At 70.8% G+C, this 22,022-nt stretch carries 18 protein-coding genes; 11 read left to right on the top strand and 7 right to left on the bottom strand.

Annotated features, from left to right (window positions below):
- Positions 1-18: 18 nt before the first annotated feature.
- Complete coding sequence (locus tag IEZ27_RS41125; RefSeq protein WP_189652203.1) at positions 19-2,433, bottom strand: glycoside hydrolase family 5 protein; 2,415 nt, start codon at positions 2,431-2,433, stop codon at positions 19-21.
- 680 nt (positions 2,434-3,113) lie between these two features.
- Here IEZ27_RS41125 and IEZ27_RS41120 point away from each other — a divergent pair.
- Positions 3,114-3,704 (top strand): hypothetical protein, encoded by a 591-nt coding sequence (locus tag IEZ27_RS41120; protein WP_189652202.1) that lies wholly within the window; start codon positions 3,114-3,116, stop codon positions 3,702-3,704.
- A 124-nt stretch (positions 3,705-3,828) separates the two neighbouring features.
- Here the strand turns inward: IEZ27_RS41120 and IEZ27_RS41115 are convergent, their stop codons facing one another.
- The 5 genes from IEZ27_RS41115 to IEZ27_RS41095 all read right to left on the bottom strand — a co-directional run bounded on the left by IEZ27_RS41115 (position 3,829) and on the right by IEZ27_RS41095 (position 8,923).
- Complete coding sequence (locus tag IEZ27_RS41115) at positions 3,829-4,467, bottom strand: response regulator transcription factor (protein ID WP_189652201.1); 639 nt, start codon at positions 4,465-4,467, stop codon at positions 3,829-3,831.
- The gene (locus IEZ27_RS41110; RefSeq protein ID WP_189652200.1) at positions 4,467-5,639 is read right to left on the bottom strand and encodes a sensor histidine kinase; all 1,173 of its coding nucleotides are present in this window, start codon (positions 5,637-5,639) and stop codon (positions 4,467-4,469) included. The genes IEZ27_RS41115 and IEZ27_RS41110 overlap by 1 nt, the downstream gene beginning before the upstream one ends.
- Positions 5,639-6,379, bottom strand: coding sequence for a hypothetical protein (locus IEZ27_RS41105; protein ID WP_189652199.1), 741 nt, complete (start codon positions 6,377-6,379; stop codon positions 5,639-5,641). Before IEZ27_RS41105 ends, IEZ27_RS41110 begins: the two co-directional genes overlap by 1 nt.
- 113 nt (positions 6,380-6,492) lie before the next feature.
- Positions 6,493-7,662 carry a serine hydrolase domain-containing protein gene (locus tag IEZ27_RS41100; RefSeq protein ID WP_189652198.1) on the bottom strand — a complete coding sequence of 390 codons (1,170 nt, stop codon included), beginning with the start codon at positions 7,660-7,662 and terminating at the stop codon, positions 6,493-6,495.
- A 115-nt stretch (positions 7,663-7,777) separates the two neighbouring features.
- Positions 7,778-8,923: a serine hydrolase domain-containing protein gene (locus IEZ27_RS41095; protein WP_189652197.1), complete on the bottom strand. Its 1,146-nt coding sequence runs from the start codon at positions 8,921-8,923 to the stop codon at positions 7,778-7,780.
- Positions 8,924-9,053: 130 nt separating this feature from the next.
- Between IEZ27_RS41095 and IEZ27_RS41090 the strand changes: the two genes are divergently transcribed.
- Both IEZ27_RS41090 and IEZ27_RS41085 read left to right on the top strand, forming a co-directional pair.
- Positions 9,054-12,239, top strand: coding sequence for a BTAD domain-containing putative transcriptional regulator (locus tag IEZ27_RS41090; RefSeq protein ID WP_189652196.1), 3,186 nt, complete (start codon positions 9,054-9,056; stop codon positions 12,237-12,239).
- A gap of 122 nt (positions 12,240-12,361) precedes the next feature.
- Positions 12,362-13,177, top strand: coding sequence for a CPBP family glutamic-type intramembrane protease (locus tag IEZ27_RS41085; RefSeq protein WP_229824797.1), 816 nt, complete (start codon positions 12,362-12,364; stop codon positions 13,175-13,177).
- A 4-nt stretch (positions 13,178-13,181) separates the two neighbouring features.
- On the opposite strand, the gene IEZ27_RS41080 is transcribed toward IEZ27_RS41085, so the two are convergent.
- Positions 13,182-13,535 carry a hypothetical protein gene (locus IEZ27_RS41080; protein WP_189652195.1) on the bottom strand — a complete coding sequence of 118 codons (354 nt, stop codon included), beginning with the start codon at positions 13,533-13,535 and terminating at the stop codon, positions 13,182-13,184.
- Positions 13,536-13,703: 168 nt separating this feature from the next.
- On the opposite strand from IEZ27_RS41080, the gene IEZ27_RS41075 reads away from it, so the two are divergent.
- The 8 genes from IEZ27_RS41075 to IEZ27_RS41040 all read left to right on the top strand — a co-directional run bounded on the left by IEZ27_RS41075 (position 13,704) and on the right by IEZ27_RS41040 (position 21,748).
- Positions 13,704-13,862 carry a hypothetical protein gene (locus IEZ27_RS41075; protein ID WP_185845188.1) on the top strand — a complete coding sequence of 53 codons (159 nt, stop codon included), beginning with the start codon at positions 13,704-13,706 and terminating at the stop codon, positions 13,860-13,862.
- Positions 13,863-13,880: 18 nt separating this feature from the next.
- On the top strand, positions 13,881-16,361 hold the full coding sequence (locus IEZ27_RS41070; protein WP_189652194.1) for a lantibiotic dehydratase: 2,481 nt from the start codon (positions 13,881-13,883) through the stop codon (positions 16,359-16,361).
- Entirely contained in the window at positions 16,354-17,391 is a 1,038-nt protein-coding gene (locus tag IEZ27_RS41065; protein ID WP_189652193.1) for a lantibiotic dehydratase C-terminal domain-containing protein, read from the top strand. Before IEZ27_RS41070 ends, IEZ27_RS41065 begins: the two co-directional genes overlap by 8 nt.
- On the top strand, positions 17,388-18,470 hold the full coding sequence (locus tag IEZ27_RS41060; protein WP_189652192.1) for a thiopeptide maturation pyridine synthase: 1,083 nt from the start codon (positions 17,388-17,390) through the stop codon (positions 18,468-18,470). The genes IEZ27_RS41065 and IEZ27_RS41060 overlap by 4 nt, the downstream gene beginning before the upstream one ends.
- Before the next feature lie 105 nt (positions 18,471-18,575).
- Entirely contained in the window at positions 18,576-19,544 is a 969-nt protein-coding gene (locus IEZ27_RS41055) for an ankyrin repeat domain-containing protein (RefSeq protein ID WP_189652191.1), read from the top strand.
- 229 nt (positions 19,545-19,773) lie between these two features.
- On the top strand, positions 19,774-20,013 hold the full coding sequence (locus tag IEZ27_RS41050) for a hypothetical protein (RefSeq protein ID WP_125645880.1): 240 nt from the start codon (positions 19,774-19,776) through the stop codon (positions 20,011-20,013).
- 78 nt (positions 20,014-20,091) lie between these two features.
- A complete protein-coding gene (locus IEZ27_RS41045) occupies positions 20,092-21,135 on the top strand; it encodes a DUF5937 family protein (protein ID WP_189652190.1) in 1,044 nt (347 codons plus the stop codon).
- A gap of 88 nt (positions 21,136-21,223) precedes the next feature.
- Positions 21,224-21,748: a DinB family protein gene (locus IEZ27_RS41040; RefSeq protein ID WP_189652189.1), complete on the top strand. Its 525-nt coding sequence runs from the start codon at positions 21,224-21,226 to the stop codon at positions 21,746-21,748.
- Positions 21,749-22,022 lie beyond the last annotated feature (274 nt).

Here is a 22,022-nt window from a genome sequence, read left to right as displayed (position 1 = left end):
AGCGTGGGGCGTTCTCGATCATGCGTGGGTGGTCAGGCTGTAGGGGCCCGAGGCGCAGGCGGTGACGCGCCAGCCGCCCGGCGCCCGCCGGGCGGCGACGTCCCTGAGTCCGGTGCCACGGACGACTGGTTGCGCGTCGCCGGGGAACCAGACGTCGAGGCCGCACCCGCTGCCTTCGCCCCGGGCCGTGAGGCTCGCCCGGTCCGACGTCAGGCCGGTCAGCCGGCCGGGGGCGGAACGGGGGTAGGGGCGCGAGAGCTCGGCGACGTACGCGGCGGGCGGGGGCAGGTCCTTCCCGGTGGCACAGTCCTCGATCATGAGGTTGCCGCCGGTCTCATCCTCGGCACCGGCGTGGGCGTCGCCGCACGACTGCTTCCAGACCCAGAACGCGCCACCGACGCGGTGCCGATCCTCCTGGTCGGTGTATCTCGTGATCGGGGCCGAGGCGGGGTCGCCGAACCACCCCCACTCTCCCGACCAGAGCCCGGCGCCGTAGTACTCCGCCGCCCGGCTCGCCAGCTCGAAGCCGCGCTCGATGCTCGTGACGGTGACGCCGGTGCCCTGGTCGATGGTGATCGACTCGTTGTAGAGGTGGGGAGCGAAGACGAGCAGCCGGTCGTCGGTGAAGTCCTTGGGCACCGGGACCTCGAAGCCGAGACCCGACCAGAGCACGGACGGCTCGAAGAAGACCAGGTGCGGGAAGCCGCGCCTCTCGCCCGCCCTGATGGCCTTGATCGCCCGGTCGTAGTAGCGGCCGAGCAGGACGCCGGAGGTGACCGGCGGGGCCTCGCCGAAGCCCGGCTCGTTCAGCAGGTCGTACCCGGCGACCATCGGCTCGTTCGCGAACCGCTCGGCCAGCATGCCCCAGGCGGCGACCAGGCGGGTCTGGATGCCGTCCCTGTCCTGGTAGAGGTTGGTGAAGGCGCGGGCGACGGCCGGGGAGATGTCACGTCCGGTGAACTCGCACTTGGGGGCGCCGTCGAAGCGGTCGGCCCAGGTGGGGGCGCCGTCCCAGCCGTGCATCGGGGAACCGTTCCGGCAGGTGGTTCCGGGGGCGGCGTCGACGCCCTTCCCCCAGGCGTCCTGGTGCATGTCGATGACCGTACGCATGCCGTGCCGGGCCGCGGTCTCGACGGCCCAGGAGATCCTGGCGAGGTAGGCCGGGTCGTACTGGCCGGGCCGGGGTTCCAGCGCCGACCAGGACAGGGCGAGGCGGACGACGTTGAAACCCATCCGTTCCATGCCGGCGAAGTCGGCCTCGGTGAGCGGTCTCGTCACCGCCTTGTCCGGACGCTTCTGGAAGTAGTCTTCGAGCTGGTTGACGTTCACGCCGCGCAGCAGCACCTCGTTGCCGTCGGCGTCGACGATCCTGCGGTCGGCCGACAGCGTCAGCCCCTTGGTACGCGGTGGCTGCGCGGTCGTGGTGCCGGGTTGCAGGAGCGGCAGGACGAGCACCGCCACGGCCAGGACGGCCGCCATCCGGGTACGCGGCAGGGTGAGGGCGGCTCCCCGTACCGGCTGGGTGGCGGGCAGGAGGGCGACGATCACTGCGGTCGCCAGGGCGAGGAGGGCGCCGAAGGAGAGCGCGGGGGCGAGGCGAAGCATGATCGCCGGGACCCAGAACAGGTCGCCGCCCGCCAGGTCGCCCGGGATCCCGATGGCCACCTCCACCAAGCCAAGCGTCGCGGCCGCTCCCAGCGCGGAGAGCCCGGCCACGACGGCCCGCGGCGAGGTGGCGCCACCGAGCCGGCGGTTCAGTGCCCACGTCAGTACGCCCAGCAGGGTGACCGCGGCCAGGCAGCCCAGCGGTCCCGCCTCGGGCGCCGGGGCCAGCGGGGAGTCGCCGATGGCGTACCCGATGGGTGAGCCGCCCCACCACACCCCGCCGACCGACGCGGCCAGGACCACGGCCGCTCCCGCCGCCGCCCACCCCGGCCCCGAGTCGGTGGCGGGTCCGGCATCCGGCCCTGGGGAGGACGGGTCGGCCGTGGCCGGAGGAGGCGGGGCGAAGCGGCGGCGCAGGACTTGGGCGAGCCACGTGGCGGCCGGCACCGGCAGGCCGAAGATCGCCGCCTTGACGCCGGTGAAGCCGGTCGACCACGCGAGGTAGACCACGTCACCGAAGGTCATCGCCAGCGACATCACCAGCTTCGCCGCCATCGCCGACCACACGACCGCGCCCCACACCAGCAGCGCCGTACGCAGCGGGGCACGTCCGCGCGCGACCGCCCACGTCAGCACTCCGACGCCCGTCAGGAGCAGCGGCACGTACACGGCCGGCGCGGCCACCTGCCAGAGCCCGGCGACGGGCAGCAGATCGGCACCGGTCCATGTGTACGGCGCCGCCAGCCCCGACGGGTCGAACACCGCCCCCAGCACGATGACGGCGGCCAGCACCACGACGGCGATCGGCGACAACCAGCGGTTCCTCATAGTGTCGGCGACCATACATGAGCATTGCTCACAAATGAAGGGCCAAGATCCACGACAACACGACCACCCGAACCCGTACGGCGCCCCGGACGCCGGCCCGGCCCACGTCGGTCGAGACATCTGACAGTGTCACCGCTGCCTTGCTCCTTGGGGTGAGGAGTGGTCGCCGTCCGGGCTCGACGGCTGGGCGCGAGCAGGACGCAACGCGGTGGTCTTCGACAAGCACGTGAACATCGCCGCCTGCATCCGGCTCGAACTGTGGACTGGCGAACCTTCCCCGGCACAACCGATGTGGCATCACATGTGGGCCGGCGAGACGCCACCTGGGCTGTACGGATCCAGCACAGGCGACTGGAGAACGACGAGGAGCCGGACTATCCACGCGACATTTACCAGGTGGATCTCTTCAAGCTGCAGCTGGACCGACGTTCCTCGGCTCCGAATGAGAGAGCACCCATAATCGGAATTTCCGGAAAATTCCCCCTTGTTATAAAAGCGCTTAGCCCTCCCTCTGGTCATTCTTTGCCATCGCCTAATCTCATTGCGCGCGATAACATCCTGATTGGTATTTACCGCATTCCGGCCGGGATGTTTGGCGACTGAATCGCGACATGAATGGACATGTCCGTTTCGGCGTCGACGGGATCGACATTTCGCACAACCGACGGAGGAAGATCGCCATGTTCAAGAAACTGTTGCGTTTCCTTCTCATCGGCCTGGCGGCGGGCTCGCTGCTGGCCACCGCGGCCCTGTACGCTCCGGCATCGGCCTCAGCATCCCCGACCGGGGCACGTCAGAGCGTCGTCACCGTACTCGGCTACAACAGCACCGACTGGAAATACCTCCAGGTGCCGCCGGCGTCCGACGCCCCGCTCTTCTACGCACGGAACTTCGACGACAGCGGCTGGTCGAGCGGGCAGGAGGGCTTCGGCACCACCAACGGCATCTGCTCCTGGAACAAGGCCGCCAACGTCAAGACGCCCTGGGCGGTGAACACCGACATCCTGGTACGCCACTGGGTGCACATCCCGCGCGGCGCACGACAAATCCGCATTCAGGGAACGATCGACAACGACGCGAGGGTCTACTTCAACGGCCGCCTCGTTCAGGCCGTAAAGAGCGGCGGCTGCGTCGCGGGCGCGATCAACGTGGTCCTTCCCGTCAGAGGCATGGAAAGCTGCAACCTCCTGGCCATCCGCGGCCATGACTACGGCGTCGGGACCTACCTGAACGTCGAGGTCAGCTACGTAAGGCCGACCCCGTCCGCCTGAACGGGCACCCAGCACCGCCCCCGGGCCCTTCTTGAACCACGAAGGGCCCGGGCTCTCTCCGCGTCGGCGGCGGATGCGGTGCTCGCGCGAGGCCGGACGGTGTCGGTCATGCCCGGATCCGGGGTCAGCGTGAGCGGAGGAACGTCAGTGCGGCGAGCACCCTGCGATGGTCGTCGGCGTCCGGGCCGAGATTCAGCTTGGTGTAGACGCTGGTGACGTGCTTGGCCACGGCGGCCTCCGACACGTACAGGCGTTGGGCGATCGCGCTGTTCGACCGGCCTTCGGCGACCAGTGCGAGGACCTCGCGTTCGCGGGGCGAGAGCGCGTCCAGGGGGTCGTGCGCGCGGTGGTGGACCATCAGGTGGTGGACGACGTCGGGGTCGATGACCGTGCCTCCGGCGGCGACCTCGCGTACCGCCGCCACGAACTGGCTGATCGCGCCGATCCGGTCCTTCAGCAGGTAGCCGATGCCGCGTGTGCCGGCCTCCAGCAGTTCCCCGGCCGCGGCCGGCTCGACGACCTGCGACAGGACGAGGATGCCGAGCCGGGGATGTTCGCCCCGCAGCCGGATGGCGGCCCGCAGCCCCTCGTCGTGGAAGCCCGGCGGCATGCGTACGTCCACCACGACGACGTCGGGCAGGTCGCGGGCGACGGCGTGCAGCAGTTCGTCGGAGCTGCCGACGGCGGCGAGCACCTCGCCGCCGAACCGGGTGAAGATGCCGGTCAGCCCCTCCCTCAGGAGCACCGAATCCTCCGCGATCATCAACCGCATGGCAGCTCCACCCGGATCGCCGTGGGTCCTCCCAGCGGGCTGCTCAGCGTGAGGGTTCCCTCCAGCACGCCGATCCGGTCGGCCAGTCCGTTGATCCCACTTCCCTTCGTGGCGTCGGCTCCGCCGATGCCGTCGTCGCGCACCTCCAGGACGAGAAGCCGGTCCGACAGTCTCGCTGTGATCATGATGTTCTGTGCCTTGCTGTGTTTGATCCCGTTGGTCAGGCTTTCCGAGATGCAGAAGTAGGCCGCCGCCTCCACCCCGGCAGGCGGCCGGCGGGGAAGATCGAGATCCAGAGTCACCGGGATGGGGCAGTGGCGGGCCAGGTCGGTGACGGCGAGCCCGAGCCCCCGGTCGGTGAGCACGGCGGGGTGGATGCCCCTGATGACGCGGCGCAGTTCGTCCAGCGCGGCCTGCGTGTGGCCGTAGGCGAGGCCGATGGCCTTCGCCGTACGTTCCGGGTCTTCCCGTACGTCCAGCTGGGCCAGGCCGAGTTGCATGAGCACGGCGGTGAGCTGGTGCTGGGTGCCGTCGTGCAGATCCCGTTCGATACGCCGCCGTTCGGCCTCGAAGGCGTCCACCAGCCGGGCCCGTGACCGGGTCAGTTCGATCACCCGCTCGGCGAGGGGCGCGGCGAGCAGACTTCGTGCCAGTGCCCCTTGCGCCGCAGCCACCACCGCGAACAGGTACGCGCAACCGGCCGCCCCGGCCGGCACCACCACGATGGCCGGAAACACACCGGACGGGAGGGGCGAGGCGTAGGAGCTGACCGTCAACGCCGCCAGCGCGATGACCAGGCCGTTGACCACGGGCAGGATCGTCGCCCACAGCAGCGCGTAGCCGATCTCACGCCGGGCGGCCGGGTTCGCGAAGGAGATCGTCGTTCTCGGCTTCGGCGCGGGGAGCGCCACCGGATCGATCAGCCTCAACCGCCACCGTTCCAAGGAGGCGATCGGACCGCTCAGCACGGCGACGACCACCAGCAACGTGATCATCGCCACCACCAGTGCGGTCCGCTGCCCGAACACGGTCACCGCGACCGCCGCGCCGCCGGCGGGCAGGCTGGTCACCAGGTAGGCGAGCGCCCGCCATGGCCACGACGACCCGAGGAACCGGAGCGGGTTCCCCGTGATCGCCTGCCACAGCGTGGTGCCGTTCTTCATCAGCCCTTGATCGTCCGGGTGACCTTGCCCGCGGCGTTCAGGAACTGGATCCGGGGATTCCCGTCCTGATCAACGCGCATCACGATGCGCGGTGCCCCCTTGCCGTCGGCGAGCGTCACGGCCGATGACTTGTCCGGGTTCTTGCCGATGAAGACCCGCTGCGGGCTCGGGTACTTCTTCCGGTACGCCGCCATCGCCTGATCCCGCTCCGGGCCAGGGGGCATCTGCTCGATCTTCCTGTACTCCTCGAAGGACTCCGGCAGGGGCGTCTCGGGCCGGTCGTCGACGGCCAGGCCGACGCCTCGTACGCCTTCTTGTTCCATGTACCGGAGAACGAGGGTCTGGTCCTGCTTGTACTGGTCGAAGGAGAGTTGGCCGACCGCCCACGGTTTGCCGGCGTTGACGCCGTTGTCGGTGCCCAGGCCGCCGGCCTCGTCCCCTTCGCCGTTGTAGAAGGTCATGCCCGGCCGCGTGCCGGCGTTGCCCAGGTCGACGCCGTTCACGACGGCGCCGGGCGACCTGTCCTTGTTGCTCAGGACCATGCGTGGTTTGCCGTCCGGCTCCACCACGTTGATCCGCTGGACCTCGATCTCGTCGAACGTGGCCTTGCCACCGCCCTGTGCGACGGCTTCCCCGTTGCCGGCCAGGATGGCCCCCGTGAGGACCGCAGCGCTGATCAGGCATACCCGCATCCGCCGAAGTTGCCGCTTGACCTTCACGATTTCCAGTGATGCATCCATGGCTTCGATGATCTTAGTTGCCTTGCGGGCTGACGATGGGGCTGCTTACCGATCACAGGTAGAAGTTCTTCTACCTCGGCCATCGGATGGCGGGCGAGGCCGTCAGGTCGCGTTCACCGGGAGCCGGGCGGGCACAGCTCCGCCTCCAGTTCCTTGGCGAAGATGCTGATCGGGTTGGCCCAGTCGCCGTTGACGTTGGTGACGAGCATGCGCTTGCCGTCCCGGGTGCCCATCGCGTACGTCCAGGAGCCGTGGATGAAGCCGCCGTTGCCCCAGGCCGTCACCCCGCAGGACAGCTTCTGGGAGAAGACGCCGAGGCCGTAGGCGGTGTTGTCGATCCAGGGCACGCCCTCGGTCGAGACGGTGGTGAACATCTCCTTCTGCTGAGCGGGCGGCAACAACCGGCCGCTCAGCAGGGCCCGGTAGAAGGTGTGCAGGTCACCGGTGGTGGAGACCATGCCGCCCGCCGCCCAGGCCCAGGAGGCGTTCATGTCGGTGGTGTCGTGGACCTTGGCGTCGGGCCCGGTCACCTGGAGTTTCGTGTAGTGCCGTGCGTGCGGTCCGCGCAGCTTCGCCTCGTCGCCCGGCACGTAGGTCGCGGTCATGCCGAGCGGGCGGGTGATCCGCCGTGCGACCTCCTCCGCGTACGACCTGCCGGTGACCTTCTCGATGATCATTCCGGCGAGCACGTAGTTGGTGTTGGAGTAGCCCCAGGCCGTGCCGGGGGCGAAGGACGGCGGGTGGGTCATGGCGATCTTCACCAGTTTCTCGGGACGGACGACGTCGAAACGGTGATCCATGAAGGCGGGCGTGGCGTAGTTGGTGATCATCGTCTGGTCCAGGGTGTAGGCGAAGATCCCGCTGGTCCCGTTGAGCAGCCGCCTGATGGTGATCCTGCTGCCGTCGTGGCCGTTGCCGCGTACGACGCCGGGAAGCCACTTGTCCACGGTGTCGTCCAGACTCAACCGGCCCTCGGCCGCGAGCTTCAGCACCACGGCCGAGGTGAACGTCTTGGTGATGCTGCCGACGCGGAACCGGTCCTGCTGCCGGCGTGCGCGTCCTGTCGCGGTGTCGGCCACGCCCGCCGTGCCGAACCACGTCCCGCGGCTGTCACGGACGTCGGCGAGGATGCCGGGCAGGCCGTCGCGGGCGACGGCCTGGTCAAGCACCCGCTGAACCCCGGCGTGGTCGTCGGCGTGGTCGTCGGCCACCGCCGGCGACGCGTTCACGGTCATGGCGGCGGCGGCGAGCAGGCAAGCGGCGGTACGGAGAATCCTGGTCATGAGTCGATCGCCCTGCTTTCCAAGGGAGGCGCACAGGCGGCCGGATCGACCGGCTGTACGTGGACGGTGGTGTCGGTGCGCGGGGTCGCGCTGATACGGATGTCGGCCACGGGGGTCACGCGCCGAAGGAGATGCCGAACTCCGCTTCGATGACCTTGAACATGAGGTCCCAGGACTTCCATTCGGTGTTGGTGTGGACGGCGACGGTGTGCCGGCCGTCGGGGGTGCCGACCGCGAAGAAGTAGGAGCCCCACAGGCTGCCGGCGATGCCGCGCAGCGCCCGGCCGCCGGGCGCCCCCTGGTCGAACTCGAACAGGCCCAGGCCGTAGCGGGTGTGCGGCATCCAGTAGCCGCCCTCGGTGGAGACGGTGGTCCACATCTGGCGGTGCTGGGCGGGCGGCAGCAGGCTTCCGGTGGTCATCGCCTCGAAGAAGCGGATCATGTCGGACGTGGTGGAGACGACGTTGCCGGCCGCGTAGCCCGCCGAGGAGTTGAACTCGGTGACGTCCAGGGGCGGCAGGCCGGGCTCCTCCATCAGCGACTGCCAGTTCTCCGGGGTGAGCGCGGCGGGGTCGGCGCCGTCCTTGAGGAACTGGTGGGAGTAGCCGCGCGGGTGCGGGTCGGGGTAACCGGTCTCGGCGGTGGGGCGTACGCGGGTGCCGGCCAGGCCGAGTGGCCGGGTGACGCTGCGTTCGACCTCGTCGGCGTAGCTGTTGCCGGTGACCTGCTCGATGATCGCGCCGGCGATGTGGAAGCCGCCGTTGGCGTACTCGAAGCGTTCGCCGGGCGCGCCGACCGGTGGCTGGGACACCGCGATCCGCAGCAGTTCCTCGGTGCTGAAGGTGTCGAAGCGATGCCGGTCGAACCCGGAGCGGGTGGCGTAGCGGTGGCTGACCTCCGGGGCCAGGCCGGTGGGGAACAGGCCGCTGGTGTTGTTGAGCAGGTGCCTGATGGTGATCTTGTCGCCGTCGTAGCCGTTGACGTCCAGGACGCCGGGCAGGTGGGCGTTGACCGTGTCGTCCAGGCCGAGGCGGCCCTCGGCCTCCAGGGTCAGCAGTACGGCGGCGGTGAAGGCCTTGCCGCTGCTGCCGGCATGGAAGTACTCGCCCGGCCGGCGCGGGGAGCCGGTCCGCAGGTCGGCCACGCCGGCGGTGCCGGACCAGGTACGGTCACCGTCCCTGACCTCGGCGACGATGCCGGGAATGTCGGTCTCGGCCACGGTCTGATCGAGCACCTGCTGCACGTTCTCGTACGTTGTCATCGCACTGCCTTCCGGGTGGTTCGTTCGATGTCCTGAACGATGTCCGGCGGCTCTGACAGGCGGCTTATATCCCGCTTCCAAGTAGCATCGGCGGGCTGTAAGAGCGTGCTTGATCGGTAGCCTGGCGTGCATGCGGATTGAGGTGCTGGGCCCGGTTCTGGCGTACGCCGACGATGGCGCGCCGATCGACCTGGGCGGCACCAGGGTGCGCGCGCTGCTGGCCAGGCTGGCGCTGGCCGGGAACGAAGTGGTGTCGGTCGATTCGCTGCTCGGCGGCCTGTGGGGGGACGACTCGTCCGGGGGCACCGTCAACGCGTTGCACGCGCTGGTCCACCGGCTGCGCAAGGCCCTGGCCGAGGCCGGAACCGTGGAGACGGTGGCCGGCGGTTACCGCCTGCGGCTGCGCGCCGAGGACGTCGACGCGGCCCGGTTCGAGGAACTGGCCGGGCGCGGCGGGCGCGAACTGGCCGCCGGTGACGCGGGGCAGGCGGCCTCGCTGCTGGACGATGCGCTGGCGTTGTGGCGCGGGGACGCGCTGGCCGACGTACGCGACATCCCCTTCGCCGGCACGGCCGGCACACGCCTGGACGAACTGCGTGTCGGAGCCGCCGAAGACCGCTTCGAGGCGGAGTTGCGACTCGGGCACCACGGCCGGATCCTGGCCGATCTGGAGGCGGCGGCCGCGTCCCGTCCGCTGCGGGAGCGGCTGGCCGGGCTGCGGATGCGGGCCCTGCACGCGGCCGGCCGCCGGTCCGACGCGCTGGCCGTGTACGACCAGGTCCGCGACACGCTCGCCGAGGAGCTCGGCGTCGACCCCTCCGAGGAGTTGCGCGAGACGCACCTCGCCGTGCTGCGCGGCGAACTGGACGTGCCCGAGACGGGACGGATCCGGCCGCAGGCGGTGCGCGGCCGGTTGCCGGCCCAGCTCACCAGCTTCGTCAGCCGCGAGGCGGAGCTGAGGTTGCTGGCCGGGTCGCTGGAGGCGTCCCGGCTGGTCACCGTCGTGGGGCCCGGCGGAGTGGGCAAGACCCGGCTGGCCGTGCAGGCGGCGAGCCGGTACCGGGCCCATCGGCGCGGCCGGGTCTGGCTCGTGTCCCTGGCCGCGGTGGGCACGGCCGACGGGCTGGTGGAGGCGGTGCTGGGCGTGCTCAACGTCGCGGGAGCCCAGCCGGCCGGCACGCCGCTGGAGCGGGTGGTCAACCTGCTCGCCGGTGGCGAGGGCCTGCTGCTTCTGGACAACTGCGAACAGATCTCCGCGGCCGTCGCGGAGTTCGCCGGGCAGCTGCTGGAGCGCCGGCCGGACCTGACCGTCCTGGCCACGAGCCGGGAGCCGCTGGAGGTCATGGGGGAGACGTTGTGCCGCCTGGGGCCGCTCGACCTCCCACCGGCCCACGCCGGTCCCGAACGTGCCTCCGCATCGGCCGCGGTACGGCTGTTCCTCGATCGGGCGGCAGCCGTACAACCCGGCTTCGTCCTGGACGGGACGACCGTGGCGCCGGTCGTGGACATCGTGCGCCGGCTGGACGGGCTGCCGCTGGCCCTCGAACTGGCCGCGGCACGACTGCGGACCATGAGCGCCGAGCGGATCGCCCGGCGGCTGGACGACCGGTTCCGGCTGCTCAGCACCGGCAACCGGACCGCCCAGCCCCGCCAGCAGACCCTCCACGCGGTGATCGAATGGAGCTGGGACCTCCTCACCGCACACGAGCGCACTTTGGCCGCCCGGATGTCGATATTTCCGGCGCGTACGGGCATCGCCGTGATCGAGGCCGTCTGCGCGGATCCCGACGGGACGCTTCCCCCGGACGAGGTCGTCTACCTCCTGGACTCCCTGGTGGACAAGTCCATCGTGGAGCGGGACGGCGACACGTACCGGATGTTGGAGACCATCCGGGCCCACGCGGCGGGGAAGCTCCGGCTCTCAGGGGAGGGTGACGCGGTCCTGCGCGGGCTCACGCGGTACTTCGCCGGCCTCGCAGAGGAACACGAACCGCTGCTGCGCTCGGGCGGGCAGGCGCGGTCGTTGCGGCTGTTCCAGGCCGAGTACGACAACCTGACGTTCGCCCTGCGAACGGCGATCGACGACGGCGACGCCCCGGCCGCCGCCCGGATTCTCGCGCCGCTCTACTGGTACTGGGTCATGCACCGCTACGACGCCCGCGCCGAGGCGTACGTCGCCAAGGTCGCCGAGTTCGGCGCGGCGCTGCCCGCGGACGACCGGGCCGCGTTCACCGCGATCCACGCGGTGGGCGTCGCGGGCGGGCCGATCGACGACCCCGGGCGGCTGCGCGCGCTCATCGACGACTGCGCGCGTACGGGCGCGCTGCGCCGCCATCCGATGTTGCTGACGATCGTGGTGGTGATGGCGGCGGTCTCAGGGCTGGACGACCTGCTCGACCAGGAGATCCTCCGGGTACGCGGCGGCTCGGACCGCTGGGCGACCGCCTGCACCTTCATGATCGAGGCCATCCGCCACCGCGAACGGGGTGACCGGACGCGTTCCGCGACCGCGCTGACCACGGCACTGCGCCTGTTCGAGGAGGTGGGCGATCGGTGGTGGGCGGCGAAGGCGCTGTACGGCCTGGCCCACATCCACGCCATCGCCGGTGACCACGCCCAGGCGATCGCCGCCTATGAGGACAGCCTCGCCATCGCCACCGACCTCGGCTCGCAGGACGAGGTCTCGACCCGGCTCGGGCTCGCCACCGAACGTATGCGCGCCGGCGACCTGACCGGCGCCCGGCACGACATCGACACCGCCGGACGCGCGGCCGGGCCGCGTGGCCAGCCGGTGCTGGAGATCGAGGTGCTCGGCGTCCTGGCCGAGTGGCACCGGCGGTCCGGAGAGGTCGTACGCGCCGATCAGGAGCTCGACCGGATGGAGACGCTCCTGCGCAAGCTGCCCCTGTCGCCGCAGGCCGTCGACAATCGGCTGTTTCCGGCGCGGATGGCCAATCTTCTCACCGCCGGCGACGCCGTACGGGCCCGCGAACTGCTGCCCCGAGCCGTCTCGGCGGCACAGGCGATCATGGACGCCCCGGCGGCCGCTCAGCTCCTGGCCAGGCTGCTGTTCCTGGAGGACGATCCGGCGGGCGCCGCCACCGCGCTCGGCCTGAGCCAGGCCATCCGCGGCGCCTTCGACCACGGCGACACCGAACTGCGCCGCCTCGCGGACGTGCTCATGGACCTGCTCGGCCGTACGGGCTACGCCACCGCCTACCGGCGCGGCGCCGACCTGACCCCGCACGAGGCCACCGACCGCCTGGCGAAGCTCCGGGCGGACGGCGGCATCGCGGGCAAGAGCACCTGTCGGTGAAGCGTCCGGTTTTAGGCGGGGGACGCGACCCGGCCCGCCGTGACCTGCGGCTTTCACGGCACCGGAAGCCGTGTCAGGGTGATGTCAGGTCCGTGTCGGGTCTCGGGGCCACGATTCTCGGCATGGACACAGCAATGCAACCCCCGGCCGACGCCCAAGGCGCCCGGCCGAGAGGCTTCGCCGGGAAACTCCTCGCGGACCGTCACTCCGTCCCGTTCTCCATCGCGCTGCACCTGGTGCCCGGCGCGCTCATCGTCGCCGCGTACACGTTCGTCGCCGCGCCCTTGGTCCGGGCGATGGAATACCCGATCTTCATGGCCTGGGCCATCGCCCTCGCGATCGTGCTCTTCCCGATCCAGCTGTTACTGCTGTGGCTGGGCAAGAAGAAGACCGGCCGGTTCACGATGAAGGGCGTCGTCCGATATCGCGACAAGCCCGTCTCGCGGGGCAAGGTCTTCTGGCTCGGCGCCGCGTGCCTGGTGTGGATGACCGTGGTCTCGCTCGCGCTGACCTCGCTGGACAACCTTGTCTACGACTGGTTCTTCACCTGGGTGGACTACCAGGGCGCCGGCCCCGACGGCACCACCTACCTTCAGGGCTACTCACCGCAACTCGTGCTCACCACGCTGCTCATCTGCGCGCCGTTCACCGGTTTCACCCTGCCCCTGATCGAGGAGTACTACTTCCGCGGTTTCCTGCTGCCCCGACTTCCGCAGCTCGGCAAGTGGGCCCCGTTCTTCAGTGTCTTCTTCTTCTCGGTGTACCACTTCTGGGCCCCTTGGACGGTCCTGTCGAAGCTCGTCTTCCTCTTCCCGGGTGTCTGGCTCGCCTGGAAGAAGCAGGACATCCGCATCTCGATCGCCATGCATCCCGGTACGACGCTGCTGATGAGCGTGGTCGGCCTCATCGCCCTCGCCACCGGCGCCTACTCGATGTGAGCCGTCAGGGGGTGGAAGCCGTCTCGCGTTCGGCGAGGTACTCGTCGAGGAGGTCGAACAGGGTGTCGATGACGAGTTCTTCCTGCTCGGCGGGCAGGTCCGGGCGGTCCCAGGTGGTCAGGGCGATGTGGCGCACCTGTGCTCGCCAGTGAAGGCTGCTCGCCCCGCCGTGACGGGCGACGAGCCATTCCGTCCACCCCTGCAGGCCGGGCCCACCGTGGCGTCTGGCGTGCCCGTCGTAACCATCAAGGAACCCCTCCAGGCCCTCCAGCCGACCGCCGGCAACGAACATCCCCCGCAGGCGCCTGACAGTGGCGAAGTACTCGCGCTCGCTCATCTCGTTCGGAGGCTTGTTCATGATCGATCTTCTCACCTGCGGCCGCAGTCTGGGGGAGCCGCTTTGTCGGGAATTAACCGACCTTCCGCCCAGTCCGATATGTCATGAAATATGGACGCATGCCGTTTTGCGTGATCTCTTGGCAGAGTGTCGCGGCGCGAAGTGCGCCCGTTCGGAAACGCAGGCAGCATGGACCTGCACGAAGAAGCCCTTGACCTGGACGCGCTGGACGTCGCCACCGTGGAACTCCCCGGCTCCGAGGTGCTCGTCGAGGCCGTGGCCATGGGACTGGGCAACACCGAGATCGGCGCCTCGGGATGCACGTCAGGCAAGAGCTGGCTCATCTAGCAGAGCAGCGGAATCCGTATGGCGATCCGGCGTCGGCGTTCGGACATCGTGGTGGTCAGGGTCGCCGCCCTGCCCGCGGCCGTCCTGGACGACCTGCGGTGCGGCCGTACCTGGCAGGCCGTCCAGGAGATCCTCAAGGGGCAGGACGGGCTGACCGCGGAAGGGCGGGCGCTCGCGCTCGCCCTGGAGCCGTGCATCGCGGACGTCCCTTCGGGGCGGGCGAGGTCCCGCCTGGTCGCACTCCGCCGGGCGCTGTACAACGGACGTCGTCCTGCGGCGTTCGCCGGCTCGGCCGAGCTTCCGGCCGAGCTTCCGGCCGAGCTGGACCGGCGGGTCCGGCGGTGGCTGGAGACGTCGCGAGAGAACGAGCGGCAGCGGGCCGCGCTGCCCGCCCTCCTGAAGGAGGAACGCCAGGACAGGCACCGCAACCTTCGTAAATGGGCCTCGGCCGACGTCTTCACCCACGGCCTGGTCCAGGCGAGCCCGTCGCTGGCCGAGATGTTGCGGCGCTGGCTCGACGCTCCCGTCGCCGCGCCGTCCCGGCGGCTGGACCTGCGGCTGAGCCGGTACCTCTCGCGGGTGGCGGCCAAGACGAGCCCGTACTCGACGTTCACCATGATGGGGCTCGGACGCTGGGACCCCGGGCCGGAACCGGTCACCGTGACCGGCGAGGGGAACTGGCGTAGCGCGGCCGAGCCCGACCTGTGGGTGCTGCGCAGGCTGCTCGGCGACCTGGCCGCGACCGACGACGACCTCGCGGCCCGCTTCCTGGTCAGGCCCAACGCCAGCCTGACCGGGGAAGGCGACCGCCTGTGGTACCTCAGCCGCACCGAGGACGCCTACCGGAGCGTCCGCGCCACGCCGCCGCTGCGTAGGCTCCTGAACTCGCTGACCGACGGGACCGCGCTCGGTGAGGCGCGGCGGCTCGTCCCGCCGGACACGCTCGCCCGGCTGATCGAGCTGGAGGTGCTGGAGACGTTCGCGCCGGTCGCCGACCAGTCCGCCGCCCACCTCGCCGACCTGGCCCGCGGGCTGGCGCCGCATCCCGCCGCCGACGCGCTCACCGCGTTCGCGCGGGTGGTGGCCCGCGCTCCCGGCGCGGCGGGGCTGTCCGGGCAGCTGGCCCTCCAGGACGAGGCTCGCACCGCGCTGCGCCGCCTGACCCCGCCCGGCACGCGCCTCCCGGACAAGAACCTCTTCCGCGACAACGCCGTCTTCGTCGCACCCGCCGTGCGCCTGGGGGAACGGGCCTGGCGGGCGGCGCTGGACGACCTTCACCTGCTCCGCGAGCTGCTGGGGGTCTTCCAGCGCGACAACGAGATCCGGCTGCTGGCCGCCGACCTCTTCGTACGGGCGTCCGGCGCCGGGGCGCAGGTCCCGTTCATCCGGTTCCACCGTACGCTGGCCGCGCAGCTCGCCACCCCCGAGGGCCAGGCGCTGCACGCCCTGCTCTATCGCGGCGGTGTGACGGCAGAGCACCTGAGCACCGTGCCCGAGGCGGTCGAGCTGCGGCGATTCCGGGACCGTACCCTGACCGTGCTGCGCGAGGAGCCGGAGGCGCTGGCCCGCTGGTTGTCCGCGCGGCCGGGCAGCGCCCGGCCGGTGCGCTCGCTGGCGTGCTACGTGCAGGTGCTGCCGGGGGACGGGCCCGTGCGGCTGGTGCTCAACAGCGTGGCCGCCGGTCACGGCGCCGCGCGCAGCCGGGTGCACCGGCTTCTGGCGGTCGCGGGGTTGTCGTACGAGCCGAATCCCCCCGAACCCGACGGCGACGGCCTCGCGGTCGAGCTGACGGGATTGTTCGGTCACAACGTCAACCTGCGCTCCGCCACGATCTCCCACGAGCTGAGCTACCCGGGCGCGGTCTCCGACCGGCCGCCCGGCGCGCGCCTCACGCCGGGCGAGCTGGCCGTCCGCCACGATCCCGCCGCCGGGGAGCTTGAGCTGGTACGCGCCACCGACGGCCGCCGCGTCCTGCCACGCCACACGGGCCTGATCGCCACGCCGTTCCTGCCGCGTACGGCCCGGCTGCTGCTGCACCTGTTCGGCGACCAGCCCAGCGTCGCGGTGCCGGCCTGGGCGCTGTTCGCCGAGCCGCCGCCGCTCACGCCCGAACGGGTCGTCAGCAGGCCCAGGACGTGGCTGGGCCAGGTCGTCGTGGCCCGCGCCACCTGGTACGCGGCCACGCCCGCCGTCCCGCGCCGCCGGCCGGGCGACCCCGAGGCCGAACACCTGCTGACACTGGCCCGCTGGTTCGCCGCGTACGGCATCCCGCCCCGCTGCTTCGTCTTCTCCCTGGACCCGGGCACATGGGGACAGGACCCCATGCGTACGGCACGGCTGGCCAAACCGACCTTCCTGGACCTGGCCGACCCCTCCCTGGTCGCCGCCTTCGACCGGCAGCTCGGCGACAGCGGCGCCTGCACGGCGTTCCAGGAGGTGCTGCCCGAGCTGGGCGACGGCCACGTCACCGAGTACGTGGTGGAGGTGGGCGATGGCTGAGCCGTGGATCTCGCTGCACGCCTTCCACCGGGGCGGTACCGACCGGCTGATCACGCAGGCGGTCGGCGGACTCGTACGCTCGCTCGCCGCCGACGGCCTGCTGACGGGCTACTTCTTCCTGCGCTACTGGGAGGGCGGGCCGCACCTGCGGCTGCGGCTCCTGCCGTCCGCCCGCCCGCAGGAGGTGGCCGAGCGCGCCACGGCGGCGCTGGAACGGCATCTCGCCGCCCACCCCTCGCCGGCCTCCTGGGACCCCGGCCAGTACGCCGCCACGGCCGAACGGTACGCCAGAGCCGAGCACCTCCTCCACTACGACCGGCGGATACGCGTCGGCGACGGCGTGGAGGCCATCGCCTATCGCCCCGAGTACGGCACGTACGGCGGACCGGACGGGGTCGAGGCCGCCGAGCGGCACTTCCGCGACTCCAGCCGGATCGCGCTCGCGCTGCTGGAGGGCGAGCTCGGGCCCGGACGCAGGGCCGGGTTCGCCGTCGCCGCCCTGATGCTCGCCCTGGCGGCCTGGGAGCCGGACCCCGCCCGCCTCGCCCGTACGCTCCCCACCGCCCGAAACCGTCCGTCCGCCCCTATGGAAGCGCCCGACCAGCCCACGCCTTCCGACCAGCCCGGATTTTCCGACCAGCCCGGATTTTCCGGCCGGGCCGGATTTTCCGGCCGGGCCGGGCCTTCTGCGGGGCAGCGGGCCGCGCTCGCCGCGCAGCTCCTGCGCAGTCACCGCATCGCCACCGGCGAGGAACACCCCTCCGCCCGCGATCCGCTCGGCGCGTGGTGGCGCTCGATCGACACCCTGCGCCACCGCGTCCTGGACCTCCAGACCACCGGCCGATTCAACCCCGAACCCGCACATTCCACCTTCGTGCCCCCCGGCGCCACCCGGCCGCGCGGCGACCTGCTGATCCTCCTCCTGCGCTGCGTCCACCTGCTGTGCAACCGGCTCGGCCTGCCGCCCGCGCAGGAGTCGCACCTGCGTCACCTCGTCGGCACCACCTACCGCGAACTGGAGCACCGGTGAACGACCTCACGACCCCCTGGCACAGCATCCAGGTCCGCTACTACCAGACCGACCAGGACGGGCTGATCCTCGACGCCGTGCGACCGCTGCTGGAGGAACTGGGGGAGCGGGTGCGGCAACCGTACTTCGTACGTCATTGGCGGCGCGGGCCGCACCTGCGACTCAACCTCCAGGCCCCCGAGGACGCCTGGCAGGCGGACATCCTGCCGCTGGCCACCGACCGGCTCGGCCGCTACCTGCGCGAACACCCCTCCCGGGCGGTTCTGGACGAGGCCGCGCTGGAGCAGGCCCACCGGGCGCTCGCCGTACGGGAGAGCGATCACGGCCCGCTGCGGCCGTGGTATCCGGACAACACCCTCCAGACCGAACCGTATGAGGACCGCCTGCACGTTCTCGGCAGCCCTGCTCTGCGGGACCTGCTCGACTCCTACCACGCCGAGAGCACCCGGATGGCGTTCGGGACGCTGGCCGCCATCCGCCGGGGCGAGCTGACGCTCTTCCAGCTCAGCCTCGACCTGATGATCGCCTTCGCGCACACCAGCGTGCCGCCGATCTCGCGCGGGTACATGTCCTTCCGCTCCCACGCCGACGCCTTCGCCTCCTACTGCGTGGACCGCGACGGCGTGCGCGCCGGCTTCGAGGCCAAGTACCGCGAGCACGAACGGCAGCTCCGCGCCCTGGTACGCCGCCGGGTGGCCGAGGTGGACGAGGGCCGCACCCCGCCGCACGTCCGCGAATGGCTCGACTACGTCGAGCGCAGGAAGGCCATCGCCGCGCCCCTCATCCGCGACAAGAAGATCGACCTCGACGCCGCCGCGCCCGAACCCGAGATGCGCCAGCTCCACCCCATCGACTTCCACGAGATCCTGCTGGCCACCGGACGGTACAAGAGCGAGGTGCTCGGCTCCGACTGGTTCCTCGGTCACCGGCTGGCCATCAACATGCTCTACGGCCACCTGGCCAGACTCGGGCTCGCGCCGCTGCAGCGCTACCTGTTCTGCCACCTGATCGCGGCAGCGGTCGAGGCCGAGTACGACGTCTCACCCGTCGAAAAGGCCACGGCCTGGGCACGTTCCTGACCCCACCCGCTCTCCTCCTGGGGAGATCCCGTACCGGGGCCGAATTGTCGGAGCTCTACGCCATGATCGGCATTCGTCCACCCCGTACGTCCCTCAAGGAGTGTCATGGTCGCCGACGACGAAACCGGATGGTCCGGCATCGACTGGGAAAGCTGGACGAACCTCAGCGTGATCCGCTCCCGGCTCGACGCGGGCGCCGACCCCAACACGGGCGTGTTCATCCATGGACGACCGCTGCACGCCGCCGCCGAACATGGTTCCCCTGAGGTGATCACCGAGCTGTCCCGGCGCGTCGATGACGTCGATGCCGAACACGAGGGCCGTACCGCCCTCTGGGAGGCCGTCTTCAACAACCGTCCCGGCAACGCCCGCAGCCTGGTCGCCGCCGGAGCCGACCCGTGGCGGCCGATGATGAACGGCTGGTCCCCAGGACGGCTCAGCCTGGCCACCCCGACCCCTGATCTGTTCACTCTTCCTGTCGGACAGACCGGCCTGTCGGCCGCCGAGACCGCCGCCGTGGCCACCGCCAAGCAACTGATCAACGTGTTGGGCCGCCCGGAGGACGACGGATTCAGCCTCGGCTGTGCGGCGGGCATCACCGCCGCCGAGGCGGCCCGGCGACTGGAGGCCGTACCGGTTGATGACGACGACGTCGAAGAACTGCTGGAAGATCCGTTCGCGGACTTCGAGAACAGCCTGGCCGTCATCGGCGTCACGGACGTACCCGGGGGGTGCGTCGTCTTCCAGCCGTTCGGATACAACGCGTCCACGCCCGGCGTCATGGAGCGCCTGTCGGTCGGTTCTGTCTGCTACGGCCTGTTCGCCAATCCCAAGAGCGGCAACCAGGGAGCGGTCGCCCGTGACGGCGCCATCGAGGAGTGGGACACCCATCCCGGCGGAGGCTCCGTCTCCGCCGACGACTCCGCGCAGGACATCCTCGCCGCCTACCTCTATCACCGCCGGGCAGTGGCGTACTGCTTCGCCGGCGCGGGCCTGCGACCGGCCGACGCCCGATCGCTCACGGAGCAACCTGACATGTGGCTCAGGCTTCCCGAACGGGACTGGTGGAGCTGACCAGTGGCCTCTGTACGCGAGGTTCCTGCACAGCTCGGTCACCGGCCCCGCTGTCTGCCGGCCTGAATCCGGTCACCGACCTGGAGTGACAGCGCATTGCCCCCTTTCTTCGCACACGGGAGGAAGGGAACAAGATCTACAAAAACGCCCCCTTATAGATCAACAAGCGCTACGGTGGAATGATCATTACGGCGGCGCGTGCGCCGCCGTCCACGAGGAAGGACCACATATGCGACAGAAGTCCGCACGGTTCGGCGTGACACTGGCCATGGCCGCCACCCTCGCCGCCGGCACCCTCGCCACCGCGGCTCCGGCCGGCGCCACGGCTACGGGCTGGGCCCCGTACCAGGCGTACCGCACCCTTCAGAACTGCGTCTCGGCGGGGACCACCCTGCTCGTCACGAAGGGCTACAAGGAGTACGACTGCCGCTGGGACAGCCCGTTCTACATGCTCTGGCTGAGGAAGTAGCCCGCCGGCGCGGTCAGGTGTGCCGCGATCCACCTGTCCGTGGCACGTCGTACGGTGCGGGGTGATGGGATCGGGTCCATGCCCACAGTGATCACCGGTCTCGACCGATGCGCGCAGGCAGGGGTTCTGCTGCCGGCGGTGTCGGCGATGACCGAATTCGGCTCGGCGTTGCACGTCCTGCGTGACCCCGGTCATCACGGCCTGGAGGACTGGGCGGCGAAGATCCTCACGGCGATGAGCCCTCGCCTGGCGGCATGGACACGATCGTGGTGGTGGACGGCGCAGGCCATCAGGGCGACGCCGTTCGTCACCCCCGCACCCCCGGCGGAGAGCTTCGACGACCGGCTCGAACAACTGTGTGCCATGCCCGTCCAGGAGCTGGCCGGGCAGCTGCTGCGGCCGATCGCCCCCTCGGGCGACACGCAGGTCGCGCTCCAGTGGTCGCGCGCGCGAGATCCGGCGGTGGCGGCCCGGGTCGAAGCGCTCGTCAGGCGCCCGCGGGACGCGGCCGGGGACTTTCTCTCGTTCTTGCGTCGCAGCCGGCAGGAGTGGTTCGAGGCCGAGTGGACGCGGATCCGGCCGGTGCTGGCCGGGCGGGCGCGACGCTTCGCCGACATGGTGTCCCTGCAAGGGCCCGGGCCGGCGCTCGCCGCTCTCGACCCCTCGATGGAGATGGCCCCGGGCGGGGTCGCCGTACGCATCGCGAAGGTCCAGGCCGCCCGTCATGACGTGTCCCGGCGCGGGCTCGTCGTGGCGCCCAGCACGTTCATCCGCCCCCACCTGTACGTGGCCGACGTGCCCGGCCGGCCGCTTGTTCTCCTCCATCCCGTCGACCCCGGCCTCCCCGTGCCCTCCGCCGCCACGGTACGGCGACGGCTCGAGGCCCTCGCCCACCAGGGCCGCCTGGAGGTCGCCAGAGCGATCGCGACCGAACCGCGGACGGCCGGCGAGATCGCGATGTTGTGGAACGTGGACCCGACCCAGGTGAACCGGCATCTACGCGCCCTGGCCGCGGCGGGACTTGCCACCACGACCCGGCAGGGACGGTTCGTGCGATACCAGCTCGCCGCGGGCGTCCTGGAGGAGCTCGGCAAGGATGTGTTGTCGCTGCTGCTGCGCTGAGCACGATTGATCGGATTCGTCAGTCCGCTGGCCGGACGGTCGCAAGGGTGCTGAAGTCCCTCCAACCGCTCAAAGAGGGAGAACCACTGTGACGATCTTGTCTCCGGGGGAGGCGATCGGCCGCCTGCGTGCCGATCGGGACATCCTCCTCGCCCGCGTCACCGGCCTGACCGAGGAGCAGCTCGACGCCGACTACCTGGTGGATTCGGGCCCGCTCGGCGACTTCTGCCGTTCCCTGCACGACCTCATCGCTCATGTCCTGATGTGGGAAGAGATCAACCTGGCAGTGCTGACGGAAGCCGCCGCTGGCCGGCAACACTGGAGCCTCGACCCCCGCTGGGAGGACCCCGCCGTCGGGCGGGCGCTGAACATCGGCGGCGTGGAAGCGGGCCGGCATCTTCCGGCCTCGCTGCTCCTGCACCGGTCCGCGTCGGTGCACGACGCGATCGTGGCGGACCTGAGCCGGTTCGGCGAGGAGTCCTGGGACTCACCCGGGCTCGGAGCGGTGACGCAGAGGGTGTGGACCGTGCCCGGGAATCCGGCGTACTGGCACGCCGCCATCCACCTCGGCCAGGTGCCGTCGATCCCGCCTGCCGCCGGCCGCCGGCCGTAGGCGTCCGGGTCCCCTAGCCAGATACGGCGTGCTGGCCAGTGCGCCCCTCACGGCTGGTCCGGGTTCGGCGGGAGATAGGTGTTGTGGAAGGGCCGGATGGGGCGCCCCCCTGGCCGGGCGCGTATCCGGTTCTGCCAACGTTCGGTGTACGGAGTGATGAGCCGCTCGCCGGCTTGCCTTTCCACGGCTCCGGCACGGGAGTGGCTGTCCTCGTCCGGTTGCCCGGAGTCCCGGACTTGCTCGATGTCGACGAGCCGCCAGGGCCGGTCGCGTC

Source organism: Nonomuraea spiralis, assembly GCF_014648435.1.
GTDB lineage: Bacteria > Actinomycetota > Actinomycetes > Streptosporangiales > Streptosporangiaceae > Nonomuraea > Nonomuraea spiralis.
Note: the sequence above shows the minus strand (reverse complement) of the source record. Positions and strands in the feature narration are given on the sequence as shown.